The sequence below is a fragment of the Corallococcus sp. AB049A genome (genome assembly GCF_003668885.1).
In the GTDB taxonomy this organism is placed as follows: domain Bacteria; phylum Myxococcota; class Myxococcia; order Myxococcales; family Myxococcaceae; genus Corallococcus; species Corallococcus interemptor.
On the sequence record NZ_RAWL01000165.1, the window covers coordinates 1 to 17,486 of the forward strand.

15 protein-coding genes are annotated in these 17,486 nt (G+C 69.4%); 3 read left to right on the forward strand and 12 right to left on the reverse strand.

Translation table 11 applies throughout. The features are described 5' to 3' along the window. Together D7X55_RS18965 and D7X55_RS18970 are read left to right on the forward strand one after the other, a co-directional pair. A partial coding sequence (locus tag D7X55_RS18965) for a YiiX/YebB-like N1pC/P60 family cysteine hydrolase (protein ID WP_255425021.1) occupies positions 1 to 347 on the forward strand: 347 nt, incomplete at its 5' end. Between the two features lie 79 nt (positions 348 to 426). Continuing rightward, the gene (locus D7X55_RS18970; RefSeq protein WP_121723808.1) at positions 427 to 2,547 is read left to right on the forward strand and encodes a putative metal-binding motif-containing protein; all 2,121 of its coding nucleotides are present in this window, start codon (positions 427 to 429) and stop codon (positions 2,545 to 2,547) included. Between the two features lie 47 nt (positions 2,548 to 2,594). On the opposite strand, the gene D7X55_RS18975 is transcribed toward D7X55_RS18970, so the two are convergent. From D7X55_RS18975 to D7X55_RS19010, 8 genes are all read right to left on the reverse strand, one after another. Next, positions 2,595 to 5,006: a sialidase family protein gene (locus D7X55_RS18975; protein WP_233609925.1), complete on the reverse strand. Its 2,412-nt coding sequence runs from the start codon at positions 5,004 to 5,006 to the stop codon at positions 2,595 to 2,597. A 173-nt stretch (positions 5,007 to 5,179) separates the two neighbouring features. Next, positions 5,180 to 5,920, reverse strand: a complete 741-nt coding sequence (locus tag D7X55_RS18980; RefSeq protein WP_233609926.1) for a hypothetical protein — start codon at positions 5,918 to 5,920, stop codon at positions 5,180 to 5,182. 180 nt (positions 5,921 to 6,100) lie between these two features. Beyond that, positions 6,101 to 6,853 carry an ABC transporter ATP-binding protein gene (locus D7X55_RS18985; RefSeq protein ID WP_120551203.1) on the reverse strand — a complete coding sequence of 251 codons (753 nt, stop codon included), beginning with the start codon at positions 6,851 to 6,853 and terminating at the stop codon, positions 6,101 to 6,103. Next, positions 6,850 to 7,734 (reverse strand): ABC transporter ATP-binding protein, encoded by an 885-nt coding sequence (locus D7X55_RS18990; RefSeq protein ID WP_120551202.1) that lies wholly within the window; start codon positions 7,732 to 7,734, stop codon positions 6,850 to 6,852. Before D7X55_RS18990 ends, D7X55_RS18985 begins: the two co-directional genes overlap by 4 nt. Then, positions 7,731 to 8,801, reverse strand: coding sequence for a branched-chain amino acid ABC transporter permease (locus tag D7X55_RS18995; RefSeq protein ID WP_120551201.1), 1,071 nt, complete (start codon positions 8,799 to 8,801; stop codon positions 7,731 to 7,733). The genes D7X55_RS18990 and D7X55_RS18995 overlap by 4 nt, the downstream gene beginning before the upstream one ends. Then, positions 8,801 to 9,721, reverse strand: coding sequence for a branched-chain amino acid ABC transporter permease (locus D7X55_RS19000; RefSeq protein WP_120551200.1), 921 nt, complete (start codon positions 9,719 to 9,721; stop codon positions 8,801 to 8,803). Before D7X55_RS19000 ends, D7X55_RS18995 begins: the two co-directional genes overlap by 1 nt. Positions 9,722 to 9,742: 21 nt before the next feature. Beyond that, positions 9,743 to 10,954, reverse strand: a complete 1,212-nt coding sequence (locus D7X55_RS19005; RefSeq protein ID WP_120551199.1) for an ABC transporter substrate-binding protein — start codon at positions 10,952 to 10,954, stop codon at positions 9,743 to 9,745. 162 nt (positions 10,955 to 11,116) lie between these two features. Then, positions 11,117 to 11,425 carry a hypothetical protein gene (locus D7X55_RS19010; protein ID WP_147442893.1) on the reverse strand — a complete coding sequence of 103 codons (309 nt, stop codon included), beginning with the start codon at positions 11,423 to 11,425 and terminating at the stop codon, positions 11,117 to 11,119. A 268-nt stretch (positions 11,426 to 11,693) separates the two neighbouring features. Here D7X55_RS19010 and D7X55_RS19015 point away from each other — a divergent pair, with 268 nt between their 5' ends. Beyond that, on the forward strand, positions 11,694 to 12,593 hold the full coding sequence (locus D7X55_RS19015) for a YsnF/AvaK domain-containing protein (RefSeq protein WP_233609927.1): 900 nt from the start codon (positions 11,694 to 11,696) through the stop codon (positions 12,591 to 12,593). On the opposite strand, the gene D7X55_RS19020 is transcribed toward D7X55_RS19015, so the two are convergent. From D7X55_RS19020 to grpE, 4 genes are all read right to left on the reverse strand, one after another. Continuing rightward, positions 12,551 to 14,089 (reverse strand): serine/threonine-protein kinase, encoded by a 1,539-nt coding sequence (locus tag D7X55_RS19020; protein ID WP_233609928.1) that lies wholly within the window; start codon positions 14,087 to 14,089, stop codon positions 12,551 to 12,553. The two genes, D7X55_RS19015 and D7X55_RS19020, sit on opposite strands and share 43 nt — an antisense overlap. A 55-nt stretch (positions 14,090 to 14,144) precedes the next feature. After that, the gene (locus D7X55_RS43405) at positions 14,145 to 14,447 is read right to left on the reverse strand and encodes a hypothetical protein (RefSeq protein WP_121770989.1); all 303 of its coding nucleotides are present in this window, start codon (positions 14,445 to 14,447) and stop codon (positions 14,145 to 14,147) included. Positions 14,448 to 14,527: 80 nt separating this feature from the next. Beyond that, on the reverse strand, positions 14,528 to 16,357 hold the full coding sequence (gene dnaK, locus D7X55_RS19030; protein ID WP_121723810.1) for a molecular chaperone DnaK: 1,830 nt from the start codon (positions 16,355 to 16,357) through the stop codon (positions 14,528 to 14,530). 2 nt (positions 16,358 to 16,359) lie between these two features. Next, positions 16,360 to 17,220 carry a nucleotide exchange factor GrpE gene (gene grpE, locus D7X55_RS19035; RefSeq protein ID WP_121723811.1) on the reverse strand — a complete coding sequence of 287 codons (861 nt, stop codon included), beginning with the start codon at positions 17,218 to 17,220 and terminating at the stop codon, positions 16,360 to 16,362. Between the last annotated feature and the right edge of the window lie 266 nt (positions 17,221 to 17,486).

Sequence of the window (17,486 nt, forward strand, 5' to 3'; positions counted from 1 at the left end):
GGCGGCTGCTGGTGATGCGGCCGCAGGGGGTGGATGACGCGGCGAAGGCGCGGGCGGTGGCGGAGGCGAAGCGGCACCTGGGCAAGCCGTACGACGCGCTCTTCGGGTGGGGGGACGAGGCGATGTATTGCTCGGAGCTGGTGCGCAAGGCGTACGCGGCGGGAGCGGGGGTGGAGTACGGGAGGATGGAGCGGCTGGGCGACCTGGATGTGGCGGGACTGAAACAGGAGATTGCCGAGCGCTACAGGGGGCCGGTGCCGGTGGACCTGGAGCTGGTGACGCCGGCGAGCCTGGCGGCGGATGGCCGGCTGGCGGTGGTGTATTCGGATTTCCCCACGGAGCGTTGAGGCCGCGTCATCCCTTGAGGATTCAAGAGGGCAGCCGAGGACTCACACGCGGGGAGAAGGACCGGTAGGATGAGCGTCCATGAAACGCCTTTTTCTGCTGCTGCCGTTGGTGGCCCTCGCGGGCTGTAAGGATCCCCAGGACGGGGTGAAGGTCGTGATCTCGTATGGCCAGTTCGTCCCGGGCTGCGTGCGGGTGACCGCCACGGACGACGCCAGTGGGGACACGCGCACCACGGACGTCGCGGTCCGGGGGAAGAAGCCCGAGCCCAACAGTCAGATCGTGGTGGGCGTGCTGCTGCCGGAGAAGTGGGGCACGGCCATCACGGTGGAGGCGAACGGTTACGAGGCGCTGCCCAAGGACGATGCATGCGTCGGCAACGCCGTGACGAACCAGCGGAAGGGCCTCTCCGTTCCGAAGGGCAGCACGAAGGACGGCAAGCCCGCGGAGCTGACCCTGCTGGCGGACGCCAGGGACGAGGACGGCGACGGGTACGTCAGCAACACGGCTGGCGGCTCGGACTGCGATGACAAGGCGGGAGTTGGAGCGGGGATCAATCCCGGCGCCACCGAGCTGTGCAACGGCCAGGACGACAACTGCGACGGCAACAAGGATGAGGACTTCGCCATCGGGTCTGAATGCATCAGCCCCGAAGGTTGCCCGAGCGTTCGCACCTGCAACACCAGCGACCCTACGACATTCGCCTGTATCGCCACCAACGTGCAGTACGCATGGGTAGATGCGGACAGGGATCAGCACGGCGACAAGAATCAGGGTCAGGTGGTGGTCTGCAGCGCGACGCTTCCGCCGGACCGCCTGCCGCTCACCTCGCCTCACGATGACTGCAACGATTCGGAAGCCAGCATCCATCCTCAGGCGACGGAGAAGTGCAACACCGTCGACGACGATTGCGACGGCGACACGGATGAAGGGTTTGGCGTGGGCGCCACCTGCTTTGAAACCGGTGTCCAGTGCGATGGCATCCAGCAGTGCAATGCCACGCAAGACGGTGTTGTGTGCAAGCCGACGGGAACCGTCCCGACCTGGTATCCCGATCAGGATGAAGATCAGCATGGGAAGATGGACGCAGGCATTGTCCGCTGCCCCAAGCCTGACGCGGGCTACATCACCGAAGGCAGGGACTGCGACGACGGCAACCCCTTCATCCATGGAGATGCCCGGGAGCTGTGTGATGGCCAGGACAACAACTGCAACGGGACTGTGGATGACGGTCTGAACTGCGCACCGACCTGGGCCGGCCAGCAGGTGGGTGAGGAAGCCGACCGGACGTGGTACGGCCTCTCCGTGTATGGGGATGGTGGCGTCTGGATTGTGGGCAGCGACGGTGGGCGCGCGGTAAAACAACCCAGTGAAACGGCCTTCTCGGTGCGCCCAGGTGCATGCACGGGCACCAGCAACACCCGCACCCTCTTTGGTGTCTGGTCCAATTCCGAGGGCAAGGCGTTCATTGGCGGATCGGAAGGACTTCTCCTGATCCAGGAGCCCGGAAGCACCGATTGTACGCCGAGGCGCCCTCCCAATCTGGATGCAGGGTCAGGCACCATCGCCACCACGGACCTTTTCGGCTTCGCCAATCCGTCGGACCCCGATGATGTGCAACTGTACGGCGTTGCCTCTGATGACGATAAAGGCGCGACCTTCCAGTGGAATGGAGCAGTGGTGGGCGTGCCGATCATCGCTGCGTCCAACAGCACCTTCCAGGGCATCCATGGAATCTCTCCCGAGGTGATGTTCGCCGTGGGTTCGTTCAAGAACCCCGAGGCCGGAGGCGCTAGAGGGCAAATCTTCCGCTATGACCCGGTGACTTCATCCTGGGGCACGCCGGTTGAGCCACCCAACACCAAGGGGCTCAATGCTGTCTGGGTCGTCAATTCCAAGCTCGCCTACGCGGTGGGCAATGCGGGTGCATTCCTGAAGTGGGACGGCTCCGTGTGGGCCACTTCGCCCGGCCCCGCTGCTGAACGACTGACAGGCGTCATCGCCTTTGGCAGTAATTCCGTCTACGTCACGTCGGAAGCTGGCAAGGTCTACCGTTACGAGAACGGAAATTGGCAGACGTATGACCTGGGTGCCTCGCTGTATGGCATCAACGGGACCAACCCCGGGGACCTCTGGGTCATCGGCGTCCGCGGCCTGGCCTTCCACTATCCGTCCTGGCCTGCCGCGCCCCCGCCTCCGTGATGAACTAGCTCACGGTGGGGCTGCGCGCCCCACCGTGACGCCGTGTCTCAGCGCTTCACCCGCAGGACCTGGAACCCCTTTCCTCCGGTTCCGAAGCCCTTCAGGTTGTCCGCCCGCACCACCAGGTCTCCGTTGGGCAGTTCGCCCCAGACCTCCGCGCGGGCCAGGACGCCACTCGTGGCCCGCTCGTATTTCCGGGCCTCCACCCATGTCACCGCATCCGTGCTCGTGAAGAGCCGCGCGTAGACATCCGACGCGGGCTGCACGTCCCCCACGTCCGCCCTCGCCGTGCCCAGCACGAAGCCGCCGCCTCCCAGCGCATCCAGCGAGTACGCCGGCCCCGGCAACGTCAGCAGCGCGTCCACCCGTCCGCTCGCGTACACGCGCAGGAGCTTCGGGTGCTCCGGCTCATACAGCGTGGACTGCCCCAAGAGCAGCTCGCCTCCCGACAACACGGTCCCCGTCACCGCGTTCGCCGCGTAGCCGCCCATCACCTTCGTCCACGTGCGGCCGCCGTCCGTCGAGCGCACCACCGCCGCCTGCGTGCTGCTGCTGCCGAACGTGGCCCACAGCGCGCTGCGCGTCGTGTCCGCGTACAGCGCCGTGCCGTGCCGGTGGTCCTGGAACGTGGCCCGCGCCGTCCACGTCGCGCCACCGTCCGTGCTCGCCCACAGCCGCAGCGGCGTGTTCGCGGAGGTGAACGTCTGGTACTCCAGGAAGAACACCGTGCTGCCCAGCTCCGCGAAGCTCGCGGGCGACATCGCCCGGTAGTTCCCCAGCGCCGCCACGCCCGCCCACGTGCGCCCGCCGTCCGTCGAGCGCTCCAGGTGATAGCTGCCACTGCGGCTCATCTGCGCCAGCAGCGTCCCGTCCTTCAACGCCGCCATCACCCAGAACGACGCGCCGCCCACGCCCTGCCCTCTCGCGCTGAACGTGCGCCCACCATCCGTACTCGCGAGCAGCTTCGACCGGCTCCCGTCCAGCGCCAGCGCGTACACCGTGCCCGCGCCGTCCACCGCCAGCACCTCGTGCGTCGTGTTCGTGAACACCGGCTCCAGCGTCACCGGCCCCTGCACCCCGCCATCCACCGGCGGAGTCCCCGCGTCCACGCCACCATCCGAAGTCCCCGAACCCGCGTCCGGCGTCCCCGCGTCCACGCCGCCATCCGAAGTCCCCGAACCCGCGTCCGGCGTCCCCGCGTCCACGCCGCCATCCGGAACACCGCCGCCGCCATCCGGAACACCACCGTCCTGCCCCGAGGAGCCGCCGCCTCCTTCCGGCTGGCGCGCCAGCGCCACGCGCATCACCCGGCCGCTGGAGTTCGCGTCCGCCGCGTCCCCGTAGAAGCACGGCACCTCCGTGACGCTGTCCGGCAGCACGTCCAGCGTGCTCAGGTAGCCCTTGAAGCTCGTGCGCGAATCCAGCGTCACCGGGTCGCTGAACACGCCGTCGCGCAGCACCCGCACCCGGATCTCGTAATCCGTCGCCGTCTGGAAGTGATTGTAGAAGACATACAGCGCATCCCCGATGCGCGTCACCGCGGGCTGCAACGCCCAGTCCGGCGTCCCCTCCACCAGGATGCGTGAGCCGAACGACGTCCCGTCGAAGCGCCGGTAATACAGCCGCTCCGTCTCATCCTTGTAGACCAGGTGGATGCCGCCCTTCCCGTCCTCCACCGCGCTCAGCGCCGCGCCATGGTAGATGCCGTCGGAGAACGCGTCCCGCTGCGGCCCCCACGTGTCCAGCGGATCCGCCGCGTCACGCACCCGCATCCGCGTGGGCTCGAAGCCGTCGTGCATGGCCCAGAAGAAGACGAGCTTCGACCCCACGCTCAAGAGCCGTCCCCCGCCCCGCTTCTTCGTCCGCCCCAGGTCCGGCTGCCTCTGGAAGCTCGCGCCGCCGTCCGTGGACACCGCCATCACCGCCGTGGCGCCACCGTCCGGCTCCAGCCGGAACGCCTGCACCCACAGCCGCCCCTTCGAGTCCCGCGCCAACAGCGCCCGCGAGTACGCCGTCGCACTGTCCGCGTTGAACACCCGCACCGCCGGCTCCGGCGTCCAGGTGTCCTGCGCCTCGTCGTAGCGCCACCACTGGAAGTACACGTCGTGCCGCGACGACGCCGCCAGCGAGGGGGCTTCGTACGCGTAGACCATCGCCACGTCCCGCCCCACCGCGACCAGCTCCGCCCGGTCGTGGTGCGACGCATCCGGCTGGATTTCCGCCAGCTTGGAGAAGCTCTGGAACCCGTCCTCGGAACGGAACAGGTTCAGCCCCTGACCTTCCGCCCCCTGCTGCTGGATGGCCAGAAGCCACGTGGGCGCAGGCCCGTTGCCCGTCTCAATCCGCACCGAGTGCCGGTGCGCTGGCAGCGTCAGGGCATTGCCCCCGCCGGCCGGCACCATGGGCACCCCACCCGCCGCCACCACCGTGGTCAGCAGGGCTCCCACCCAGGACATCATGTGTTTGCGCCCCCTGTCGTATCCCCGCCCGAAAGGTAGGGACGCAGGACCCGGGAGCAATTGCGGCGGAGGCGGACGTGAAGGGCCCGGTCATCTCCGCGCGGACAGGTGAACACAGCCCACCGCGCGACGCCCCCGGGAGTGTTGGGAGCGCCGCGCTGGGGTCCTGACGACTACTTCTTGCGGCGGCGAGGAGCGGCGGTGCCCGCGTCCATGCCCGTGCCCGCGTCCATGCCCTCCACCGTGCCGGCGTCCATGCCCGTGCCGGCGTCCGGCGTGGCCGTGGTGACGGCGGGGGGCGGGTTCACCAGCTTCAGCGAGGTGAGGAACTCATCCGCCGTGGTGTTGGGGTGGTTGGGGTTGTAGATGACCAGCAGCGTGTACAGGCGCGGGCCCACGAGGAAGTTGCGGGCCTTCACCTCACCGACCACCGGCGAGCTGACCGTGTAGGACTTGCCGGGGTAGCCATCCAGCGTGACGTCCGCCTCTTCCTTGATGGTGCCCTGGACCTGCTTCACCAGGCCGTCCTTGCCCTCGTTCAGCAGGGCCTCCGGAGGACGGCTCGCCACCAGGCGCTCCGGGTAGTCCGCGGTGCTGATGGAGTAGATGGTGCCGTCCTCGGTGCGCGAGGAGAAGGCCGCGGTGTTCACCGTGTTGGCGCCCAGCGGGACCTGCTTGCGCTCCACCTGGGGCTCCGCCGGCATGCCGATGACGAAGCCTTCCGTGGCCTCGTAGGGCTTGAAGGCCGGCGCCGGGGGGGCCGCGGGGGCCTCATTGGGCACGTCCTCGATGGTGGAGGTCGCCTGAGCGCCACCGGACGAGGAACCATCGGTCTTCTGCTGGTTGGCGCACGCGCCGGCGATGAGCGCGAGGGTGGTGAGCGAGGCAAGAAGGAGGCGGGACAACGGGCGCATGGGCACGCTTCCTGAGAGGGAAGTGGAAGGAAACAGACTGTCTGTTCGGACGGTAGACGAAGTGCTCCGCCGCTGACTACCCGAGTTTCGACACGGCGCGAGCAACTTGCCCCAACGGCGCCCCCGGAACCGTCCGGGGGCGGACAACGCGCAACGGGGCCGGAAAATCGGCCCGGGAAGCTATTCGCCCAGGTACGCGCGCCGCACCTCGGCGCTGTCCAGCAGCGCCTTGCCCGGGCCGGCCATCACCACCTCGCCCGTCTCCAGCACGTAGCCGTAGTGGGCGGCGTTGAGGGCCAGGTGCGCGTTCTGCTCCACCAGGAGCACGCTGACGCCGGTGGCGTTCACCTCGCGCAGGGTGCGGAAGATGGTCTCCGTCACCTGCGGCGCCAGGCCCAGGGACGGCTCGTCCAGGAGGAGCAGCTGCGGCTTGGAGAGCAGCGCCCGGGCAATGGCCAGCATCTGCTGCTCACCGCCGGACAGCGTGCCCGCCAGCTGCTTCTGACGCTCGCGCAGCACCGGGAACAGGCCGAAGCCCTTGTCCATGTCCTGGCGCACCTGGGCGGTGTCCTTGCGCAGGTACGCGCCCAGCTCCAGGTTCTCGAACACGGTGAGGTTGGGGAAGATGCCCCGCCCCTCCGGCGCGTGCGCCATCCCGCGAGGCACCAGCTGGTGCGCCTTGAGGCCGGTGATGTCCTGCCCCGCCAGCGTGATGCGGCCCGCGGACGGCTTGAGCATGCCGCTCACCGCGCGCAGGGTGCTCGTCTTGCCCGCCCCGTTGGCGCCGATGAGGGCCACCATCTCGCCCCTACCCACCGTCAGGGACACGCCCCGCAGCGCCTGGATGGCGCCGTAGCGGACCTGGATGCCCTCCACCGACAGCAGCGGCTCGAACGCGCGCCGCTCGCCCAGCACCTTCACCGGCTCGCTCACGCCGCGCCTCCGTGGGACTCCAGGTAGCTGTCGCCCAGGTACGCCTCGATGACCTTGCGGTCGCTGCGCACCTCCGCCGGAGCACCGCGGGCAATCGTCTCGCCGTGGTCCAGCACGGTGATGCGCTCGCAGATGCCCATCACCAGCTTCATGTCGTGCTCGATGACCAGCACCCCCAGCGAGAACTCGTCGCGCAGCCGGCGGATGAGCACCATCAGGTCCGCCTTCTCACGCGTGTTCATGCCCGCCGCGGGCTCGTCCAACAGCAGCACCTTGGGGCGCGTGCCCAGCGCGCGGGCGATCTCCAGCCGGCGCTGCTCGCCGTACGGGAGGTTCTTCGCCTCCTCGTCGCGGCGGTGCGACAGGCCCATGACCTCCAGCAGGCGCTCCGCCTGGCGCGTCAATTCGCGCTCCTCGGCCTGGAAGCCGGGGGTGAGCAGCAGCGCGCGCCACCAGTCGCGGTAGTTGCGCATCGCCGTGCCGGCCTTCGCCAGCGGGCCCATCACCACCGGGTGCAGCGCCCCTTGCGCGCGGCAGGCCACCTTCACGTTGTCCAGCGCGGTGAGCGCGCGGAACAGGCGGATGTTCTGGAACGTGCGCGCCAGGCCCAGGTGGTTGATCTGATGCGGCACCCAGCCGTTCACCCGCTGCCCGGCCACGCGCACCTCGCCCTCGGTGGGCTGGTACACGCCGGTGAGCACGTTGAACGCGGTGGACTTGCCCGCGCCGTTGGGACCAATGAGGCCCAACAGGTCGCCCTGGCGCACGCTGAGGTTGAAGTCCGTGAGGGCCTTGAGGCCCCCGAAGCGGATGCTCACGCCGGACGCCTCGAGCAGGGCTCCACCGGAGCCGGGAGGAGCCGGAGTCACGGCGGCGCTCATGACATCCCCTTCTTCTTCCGGGGGAGCCACCGGGGCAGCACGTCCCAGAGCTCCTTCGTGCCGAACAGGCCCTGCGGCCGCGCCAGCATCAGCACCACCAGCAGGATGCCGTACACGGGCATGCGGATCTGATCCACCTTCTGCGCCAGGCTGCCCCCCGCGCCCAGCGCGCCGAACAGCGAGCGAAGCCCTTCGGGCAGCAGCGTGAGGAAGATGGCCGCGACGATGGCGCCCGTGCTGGAGCCCAGCCCGCCCAGCACCACCATGACGACGATCTCCATGGACTTCACGAAGGTGAACGAGCCCGGGTTGATGATGGGCACGAAGTGCGCGAACAGGCCGCCCGCGATGCCCGCGAAGAACGACGAGATGACGAACGCGCGGACCTTGTAGCCGGTGGTGTCCACGCCCATGGCCTCCGCGGCCACTTCGTCCTCGCGGATGGCCCACAGGCTGCGGCCGTGGCTGGAGCCCGCGATGCGCCGGGCCACCAGCACCACCAGGAAGACCCAGAAGTAGACCATGGCCACGCTGGAGTACTGCGGGATGCCGGACAGGCCCAGCGCGCGGCCAAAGGCCTCCGTGTTCTGCACCACCACGCGGATGATTTCACCGAAGCCCAGCGTCACGATGGCCAGGTAGTCCCCGCGAAGCCGCAGGGACGGCAGGCCCACCAGGAAGCCGCACAGCGCGGCGGCCACGCCACCCGCCAGCAGCGCCACGGTGAAGAGCACCTGGTCGCTGGCGGCCACCGGCAGGAAGGACAGCGCCACCTCCTTCAGCTCCAGCGACGTGACGCCCGCGATGTACGCGCCCACGGCCATGAAGCCGGCATGGCCAATGGAGAACTGGCCCGTCATGCCGTTCACGATGTTGAGGCTCACCGCGAGGATGATGTTCACCCCCACCACGGACAAGAGGTACGTGGCGAAGGGCGAGGTGTTCAGCAGGACATCCGCCAGGACCACCACCGGCACCGCGATGAGCACGGGCAGGATGCCGCGCAGGGCCGGGGGCACGCGGCCCGCGGTTTCATCGGACAACGTCGTAGCGCCAGGGACGGCCATCAGACCTTCTCCGCCGCGACGCGGCCGAACAGACCGCCCGGCTTCACCAGCAGCACCAGGATGAGGAAGCCGAAGGCCACCGCGTCACGCCAGGTGCTGGCCGCGTAGCCCACCACGAACTCCTCCACCAGGCCCAACAGCAGCGCGCCCACCACGGCGCCCGGCACGTTGCCGATGCCGCCGATGACCGCCGCCACGAAGGCCTTGAGGCCCACGTACAGGCCCATGAGCGGGCTCACGGACGTGTCCTTGATGGCGTAGAGCAGGCCCGCGCCCGCCGCCAGCGCGCTGGAGAGCATGAACGTCAGCGCGATGATGCGGTCGGTGGGGATGCCCATCAGCGCCGCGGTGCGGTGGTCGAAGGACACCGCGCGCATCGCCTTGCCAAAGCGCGTGCGGTACACGAGGAACTGGAGCCCGGCCATCAGCCCCACGGCGATGAGGAAGCTGATGACCTGCCAGTTCCACACCACCACGTCGCGGTCCCCCACGATGAACCACTCGCTGGGGACGATGACCTCCGGGAAGGCCCGGGGGGACGCGCCCGGCAGGAAGCCGACGTCCAGCTGGAAGCCGTACGACAGCGCGAACGAGATGCCGATGGCGGTGATGAGCGCGGTGAGGCGCGGCTTCTCACGCAGAGGACGGTAGGCGAAGCGCTCGATGAGGAAGCCGAGCAGCGCGCACCCCACCATGGCCACCGCGAAGATGACGACCACGCCCCACAGGGAACGCTGCGCCTGGCGCCCGAGGGCGAAGGCGGTCGCGTAGCCCATGTAGACGCCGACCATCATCACGTCGCCGTGGGCGAAGTTGATGAGCTTGAGGACGCCGTACACCATCGTGTAGCCCAGGGCGACCAGGGCGTAGATGGTGCCGGCGGCCAGACCATTGATGAGGTGCTGGAGGAGCTGCGACATGTGCCGGGGAGGACCCTGGGGTTAAGGCGAGATGGTGGTGACGTAGGTGGACTTGCCGTCCTGGACCTTCAGCACCACGGCGGACTTCACCGCGTTGCGCTTCGCATCCAGCGTGATGTTGCCCGCCACGCCGGGGAAGTCCTTCGTCTGCGCGATGGCCGCGCGAACCGCGGGGCCGCTGGTGTCCGGAGCCTTCTTCAGCGCTTCAATGGCGACGCGCGCGGCGTCGTAGCCCAGCGCCGCGAGCGCGTCCGGCACCGCGCCGTTGTTGTCCGCCTTGTAGTCCGCGATGAACTTCTTCACGCGCTCGTCCGGGTTGTCCGGCGAGTAGTGGTTGGAGAAGTAGCTGCCTTCAATGGCGCTGCCGCCCAGCTCGAAGAGCTTCTCGGAGTCCCAGCCGTCGCCGCCCATCAGCGGGACCTTCAGGCCCAGCTCGCGCGCCTGGCGGGCGATGATGCCCACCTCGCTGTAGTAGCCCGGCACGTAGATGCCCTCCGGCTGCGTCTTCTTGATGGCGGTCAGCTGCGCGCGGTAGTCCGTGTCGCCCTGGCTGTAGCTCTCCGTGGCGGTGATCTTGCCGCCCAGCTCCGCGAACTTCTGGCGGAAGACCTCCGTGAGGCCAATGGAGTAGGCGCTCTTGTTGTCCTGGAGCACCGCGACCTTGTTGAGCTTGAGGTTCTCCCGCGCGAACTTCGCCATCACGAAGCCCTGGAACGGGTCGATGAAGCAGACGCGGAAGATGTTCTCGCCCTTCTCCGTCACGGAGGGGTTGGTGGACGACGGGGTGATCATGGGCACGCCGGCCGCCTGGGCCTTCTCCGCCATGGCCAGGGAGCTGGACGAGGCCACCTCGCCCAGGATGAGCACCACCTTGTCCTGGGTGATGAGGCGGGTGACGGCCTGCGCGGCCTCCTCCGGCTTGCTCTGGTCGTCGTACACGCGCACGACCAGCTTCTTGCCCTTCACGCCGCCGGCCGCGTTGGCCTCCTTCACCGCCAGCGCGATGCCGTTGCGGGTGGAGATGCCGAACGTCGCCTGGCCGCCCGTCAGCGCGCCCACTTCACCCAGCACGATGACGTCGTCACCGGCGGGGGGAGCACCGCCCCCCTGCGCGGTGGCCGGGGCCTGCGCCGAGGGGGCGCCTCCCGCCTCTCCCGTGGGCTGCGTCTTCTTCTCGCAGGCGGCCGCCAGGACGGCGAGCGCTGCGAGGAGCATCGGGGCAAGTCGTCGCATGCGGGGGCTTCCTCCGGGGGAGATGACGGGCAAAGCCCCGGTTTTCTAGGGGAGCCCTCCCCATGGGTCAAGCGCACAGCTTGGCTCCTGGGTCCCGGCAACACCCCGGAACATCGCTGTCGCGAGTCCCTGCCCCCACGGCGGGTGTGCACCTGGCGCCGCTCAGGGCTCCAGCCAGAAGTGCTCCCGGCCCGACGGTCCCCGGCGGATCCTCGGCGCGGGCGCTTCCGCGTCGCCGTCATCCCAGGGCGTCATGTCCTCATGCGTCAGCGCCCATCCGGCTTCAGGAGGGTCCTCCGCGTCCGGCAGCACGGCGGGCGCCCAGGAGACGGGCTCCAGCGCGGGCGTCCCCTCTGGCATGGACACCGGGAGGTCCACGGCGGCGCGGCGGCGCAGGAACCGGCCCGCCACCAGCAGTCCCACCGCGCCGGCCATCCACCCGAGTCCCCGGCCTGGCCTCGTGGCTCGCATCGCAGACGCCTCCTCGCGCGGACCGGACCGTCCGGACTCACGCCCTCACAGTGAGGTGTGGGGACGCGCGCGGCCAGCGGGAAGCCCGGGGTGCTGCTCCTGCACGGCTGCCCTCCGGACAGGAAGCGGGGAGGCGCCCGCGCGGCGTTGCCCGTGGCGTGCGGCATGCCGAGCCCCTGGACCATCCAGCACCAGGGGTTTCCTTGGGCGTCATTGAACCCACTTTGCAAGTGATGCCCGAGGTGAAGGCGCACAAGGAGCCAAGGCAATGATGATCAAGCGCAATGACATCAAGGAAGGGATGACGGTCCGCAGCAGCGACGGCGAGAAGCTGGGCAAGGTGTTCGCCGTGAGTGAGGGCGAGTTCCACATCGAGAAGGGAATGTTCTTCCCGAAGGACTACCTGGTCCGCTACGCGGAGGTGAGCGACATCCGCAACGGGGAGATCTACCTCAACCACGGCCGCGAGGCGCTGCGGGGGCTGTCGGACACCACGAACGCGGGTGTGATGGCGGGCCGGGGTGGCGGCGCGGGCGTGGGTCCCGGCGCGGTGGGCGCGACAGCGGCCACGGCCACCGGCGCCACCATGGGCGGAATCGGCGCGGGGCTGAAGACGGGCACCGCGAAGACGGACGTCAACCGCACCGGCACGGAGAAGGCCGGCATCGCGGACAAGGTCGGCCTCAAGGACCGGGAGCTGCGAGCCAAGGAGCGCATCGCGAGCGAGGACGTCACGCTGCGCACGCACCATGAAGAGCTGGGCGTCACCAAGCACCAGCGCTCCGCGGGCGAGGCGCAGGTCCGTAAAATCGTCGTGGAGGAGATGAAGACGGTAGAGGTGCCCCTGCGCCACGAGGAGGTGGAGGTGGTGCGCCGCGCGGTGAAGGGCAAGGACACCATTCCCGGCGACGTGGCGACCTTCCAGGAGGAGACCATCCGCATCCCCCTGAGCGCGGAGGAGGCGGAGCTGACCAAGCGCGCCTACACGGACGAGGAGATCACCATCCACAAGCGCCCCATCGAGGAGCGCCGCACCATGGAGGGCCGCGTCCGCCACGAGGAGCTGGTGGAGCCGACGGTGGTGCGCACCGAGCCGGACATCAACGAGGAGACGCGCCGCACCGGCTACGTCGCGAACCCGGACATCGATCCGCTCAAGCGCTCGTAGCGTCCTCGCCTCACGTGCGCGGCGCGCGGGTGGCCGGCGTCGCGCGGGTGGGCGCCTCCCGCTGGCGGTCCACGGCGGTCTCCAGCCGCTGCGAGTCGCGCAGCCGCTCCGGGAAGAGCCGGCCCGCCAGCGCCGCCAGGGCCGTATCGCGCGCGGGGGGGGCTCGCGGCCACCAGCCGGTCCGCCATGGCGTGCGCGGTGGGGAAGCGGGCCGAGGGGTCCTTGGACAGCGCCACCGACAGCACGTTCCACACGGGCGCGGGCACCTCCGGGGGCTTCGTCAGCTTCTCCTGGCAGATGGCCTTCATGGTGTCCAACTCGTCGTCGCGCTCGAAGGCGCGGCGGCCCGTGAGGGCCTGGTAGAGGACGAGCCCCATGGCGAACAGGTCGCTGCGCGCATCCAGCTTGTGGCCCAGCGCCTGCTCCGGGGACATGTAGAGCGGCTTGCCCTTCACGATGCCCGGCAGCGTCACCGTGCGCTGCGCGCGCACCTTGGCCACGCCGAAGTCCAGCACCTTCACCTGGCCATCGAAGGCAATCATCAGGTTGTGCGGCGACAGGTCGCGGTGCACCAGCTCCAGGGGCGCGCCGTCCTCGCCCTTGAGCGCGTGCGCGGCGTTGAGCCCCATCAAGGCCTGCGACACGATGGCGGACGCCACCGGCGGCTCCAGCGGGCCCTTGTTCGCGCGCAGGAGCCGGTCCAGGTCGATGCCGTTCACCAGCTCCATGGCCATGTAGTACGCGCCCTGCGCCTCGCCGAAGTCGTAGACGTGCACCAGGTTGGGGTGCGACAGCCGCAGGCCGATGCGCGCCTCGTCCAGGAACTGCTGCACCATCTCCGGCTGCGCCGTCAGGTGGGGCAGGATGCGCTTGAGCGCCACCAGCCGCCCCAGCCCCTCCGGCCCGCGCGTGCGCGCAATCAGCACCTGCGCCATGCCGCCCGTGCCCAGGGGCTTCACGACCTCATAGCGGCCAATGCGCCCGCGGTTGACGGGCGTGCCCTCCACGTCCAGCTCGTCCAGCCGCTCCAGGGGGCCGCGCCCGTCCGTCAGGGCGAGGAAGGACAGCACCGCCGAGTCCAGCTGTTCGCCAATCGCCGCCACCAGCCCCATCACCCGCTGTCCGCCGTCCGCGAAGTCCCCGTCCACCACCAGGCCCAGTCCGCCCAGGTTCAGCCGCCCCAGGGTGAGCTGCTGGCAGAAGAGCATCCGGCCTTCGCGCAGCTTCCGGGGGCCGCTCCAGTGGGCCGCCTCGAAGACGTCCACGCCCAGTTCGCCCAGCACGCGCGTCAGCACCGGGCCGCGCGTGCCCCGCAGCGACACGAAGCCCGCCTTCGCGTGCACCATGCGGGCGCACTGCGTGAGGAACACGTCCAGGCCGGTGTCGAGGTCCAGCCCCCGCTCCAGGCAGTCCTCGAGGATGTCGTCGGCCATCCGGTTCACGGCCATCAGGCCGCGCAGGAAGGCCAGCTCTTCTTCCGGGGATTGGAACGCCACGCGCCCATCAATACCCGAAAACCCGGCGGGGATGGAGCGCCCACCGGGTGGGACGTCAGACGCGCTCGCGGTCCACGCGGACCACCGGCGCCAGGCGCTCGGGGAGCTCCGGGCGCTCGGCCGACGCGCGGGTCACCGGGTGCTCCAGCATGCCGTGCCGGTCCAGCATGTGCTCCAGGTGCGCCACGCGCGCGCGCAGCCCCTCCAGCTCCCCGGCGGGCCGGGCCTGGACCTCGCGCACGCGCAGCCACGTCTCCATCACGGGCTTGAGGGCGAAGCGCAGCGTGAGGCCGAACAGGGGCACGCCGACGGTCATGCCGGTGACCATGATGATCATCACGGCTTCAGTCAGTTCCATGGGGGAGGCTCCGGGAAAAGAGGCGGACGCCCGGGACTACGAACGGGGGGGCCGGGTGATTGCACCCGGCCCGCGAGGCCTCAGCCGGACTTGGCCTGGTCCGTGTAGATGGCGTCCGCGATGCGGTAGGCGCTGCCCTCCAGGCGCTGGAAGGCCTCCTTGAGGGCGCCCGCGTCGGAGGTGTTGAGCACGGAGCGCAGGCGCTCCAGGTCCGCCTGGATTTCGCCGCGGTCCTTCTCCGACAGGAGGTTGGCGTACTCCTCCAGGCTCTTCTCCGTGGTGTAGATGAGCCCGTCCGCGTTGTTGCGCAGCTCCGCCAGCTCCTTCTTCTTCTTGTCGTCCGCGGAGTGCGACTGGGCGTCGGTGATCATCGCCTGGATTTCAGCCTCGGTGAGGCCGGAGTTGCCCACCACGCGCACCTGCTGCTGCTTGCCGGTGCCCAGGTCGCGCGCGCTCACGTGCACGATGCCGTTCGCGTCGATGTCGAAGGACACCTCAATCTGCGGCACACCGCGCGGCGCGGGCGGGATGCCGACGAGCTCGAAGCGCGCCAGCGTCTTGTTGTCCGCGGCCATCTCGCGCTCGCCCTGCAGGACGTGCACGGACACGAGCGGCTGGTTGTCCACCGCCGTGGAGAACACCTGGCCCTTCTTGCAGGGGATGGTGGTGTTCTTGTCGATGATCTTCGTGAAGACGCCGCCCGCGGTCTCCACGCCCAGCGACAGCGGCGTGACGTCCAGCAGGAGGACGTCCTTCACCTCGCCCTTGAGCACGCCGCCCTGGATGGCCGCGCCCACGGCGACGACCTCGTCCGGGTTGATGCCCTTGTGGGGCTCCTTGCCGAAGAACTCCTTCACCTTCTGCTGCACGCGCGGCATGCGCGTCATGCCGCCCACCAGGAGGACCTGGTTGATGGCCTGCGCGGTGATGCCCGCGTCCTTGAGCGCGATGCGGCACGGCTCGATGGAGCGGTCGATGAGGTCCGCGACCAGGGCCTCGAAGGTGGACCGGTCCACGGTCTCCGTGAGGTGCTTGGGGCCGGACGCGTCCGCGGTGATGAACGGGAGGTTGACCTCCGTCTCCGGCGCGCTGGACAGCTCGTGCTTGGCGCGCTCCGCCGCTTCCTTCAGGCGCTGGAGCGCCATGCGGTCCTTGCGCAGGTCCAGGCCGTTGTTCTGTTCCGCGAAGCGCTTGGCCAGGTAGTCGATGAGGCGCTGGTCGAAGTCCTCGCCGCCCAGGAACGTGTCGCCGTTGGTGCTCTTCACTTCGAACACGCCGGCGGTGAGCTCCAGGATGGAGATATCGAACGTGCCGCCGCCCAGGTCGTAGACGGCCACGCGCTCCGTGGTGGCGTCCTTCACCTTGTCCAGGCCGTACGCGAGCGCGGCGGCCGTGGGCTCGTTGATGATGCGCAGCACGTTGAGGCCCGCGATGCGGCCCGCGTCCTTGGTGGCCTGGCGCTGGCTGTCGTTGAAGTACGCGGGGACGGTGATGACCGCCTCGGTGACGGGCTCGCCGAGGTAGTCCTCCGCCGTCTGCTTCATCTTCATCAGCACGATGGCGGAGACCTCCGGCGGGCTGTAGCCCTTGCCGCGGATCTCCACCCACGCATCACCATTCGGGCTGGGGGCCACCTTGAAGGAGGAGACGCCAATGGCCTTCCTCGCCTCCGGCGAGTCGTACTTGCGGCCGATGAGGCGCTTGGCCGCGAAGACCGTGTTCTCCGGGTTGGTGATGGCCTGCCGCTTGGCAATCTGGCCCACCAGGCGTTCACCGGAGTCGGTGAAGCCCACCATGGAGGGTGTGGTGCGGCTGCCTTCGCTGTTGGGGATGACCACCGGCTCGCCGCCTTCCATCACGGAGACGCACGAGTTGGTGGTGCCCAGGTCGATTCCAATCACCTTCGCCATGACTACTGCTCCCCCCCGGAGGAACTGCCGGACGGCGCGGAAGTCTGGGGCTCCGCGCCGCTGCCTTCTTCAGAAGCCTTGGGTGCTTCAGTGCTGGCCGCGGGCGCGGCCGCTTCCGGCGCGCGGGCGACGACGACCATGGCGGGACGCACCAGGCGGTCGTTGAGATAGAAGCCGCGCGTCACCTCGAAGAGCACGTGGCCCGCCGGGACGTCCGCGGACTCCACCTGCTGGATGGCTTCGTGCACGCGCGGGTCGAAGGGCTGGCCCTTGGCGGAGAAGCCCTTCACGCCGTGGCGGGCGAGCGAGTCCTCGAAGGACTTGCGCGTCATGGCCACGCCCTTCTGGAAGCTGTCGAAGTCGGAGGACTTGCTGGCGGCGTCGAGCGCGCGGTCCATGTTGTCCACCACGGGGAGCAGGTCCTTGAGGAGCTTCTCCACGCCGAACTTCTGGACGTCCTCCTTCTCCTTCTGCGCGCGCTTCCTGTAGTTCTCCAGGTCCGCGGCGGAGCGGATGGCCCGGTCCTGGAAGTCCTTGGCGCGCTCGTGCGCCTCCTTCAGGCGCTCCAGCGTCTCGCGGGCCTTGGTCTGGCTGAAGTCCAGCTGCGCGCGCAGCGACTCCACCTCCTGGCGGAGCGCGGCCGCGTCCTCGGTGGGGGGAGCGACTTCGGGGGTGGAGGCGTCCGCGTCCCCGGCGGCAGCAGCGGAGACGTCCAGCTCCACCTCCGTCTCCGTGCCCGCGCTGTCCGCGTCCTCGTCCATCCGACGCTCGACGCTGCGAACCGCATCGTCGATCACGTCCTGCCCGATGTCCGTCTGGATGCTGCCCTTGTCATTGTCCTTGGTACCCGACACGGCGCGCACTATCTCACGCGACGCGGAGCGATCCAACAGGACCCGGGCGGCCGCGCGTGCCCGGCGTGCGGGCAGGCGCGGGCTTCATGGGGAACGGAACTTCACGCCCCGGGCGCGGGTTTCTTGCGGCCCAACGTTTTCTTGGAAGCTGGTTTCTTCGGGGCCCGGGCGCCCTTGGCGGCGGCGGGGGCGCCGGCGGTCTTCTTGCGGCCAATGGACTTGTTTCCGCCCTTGGCCGGGCTGGCGGACTTCGCGCGGGCCGGGCGGCTGGGGGC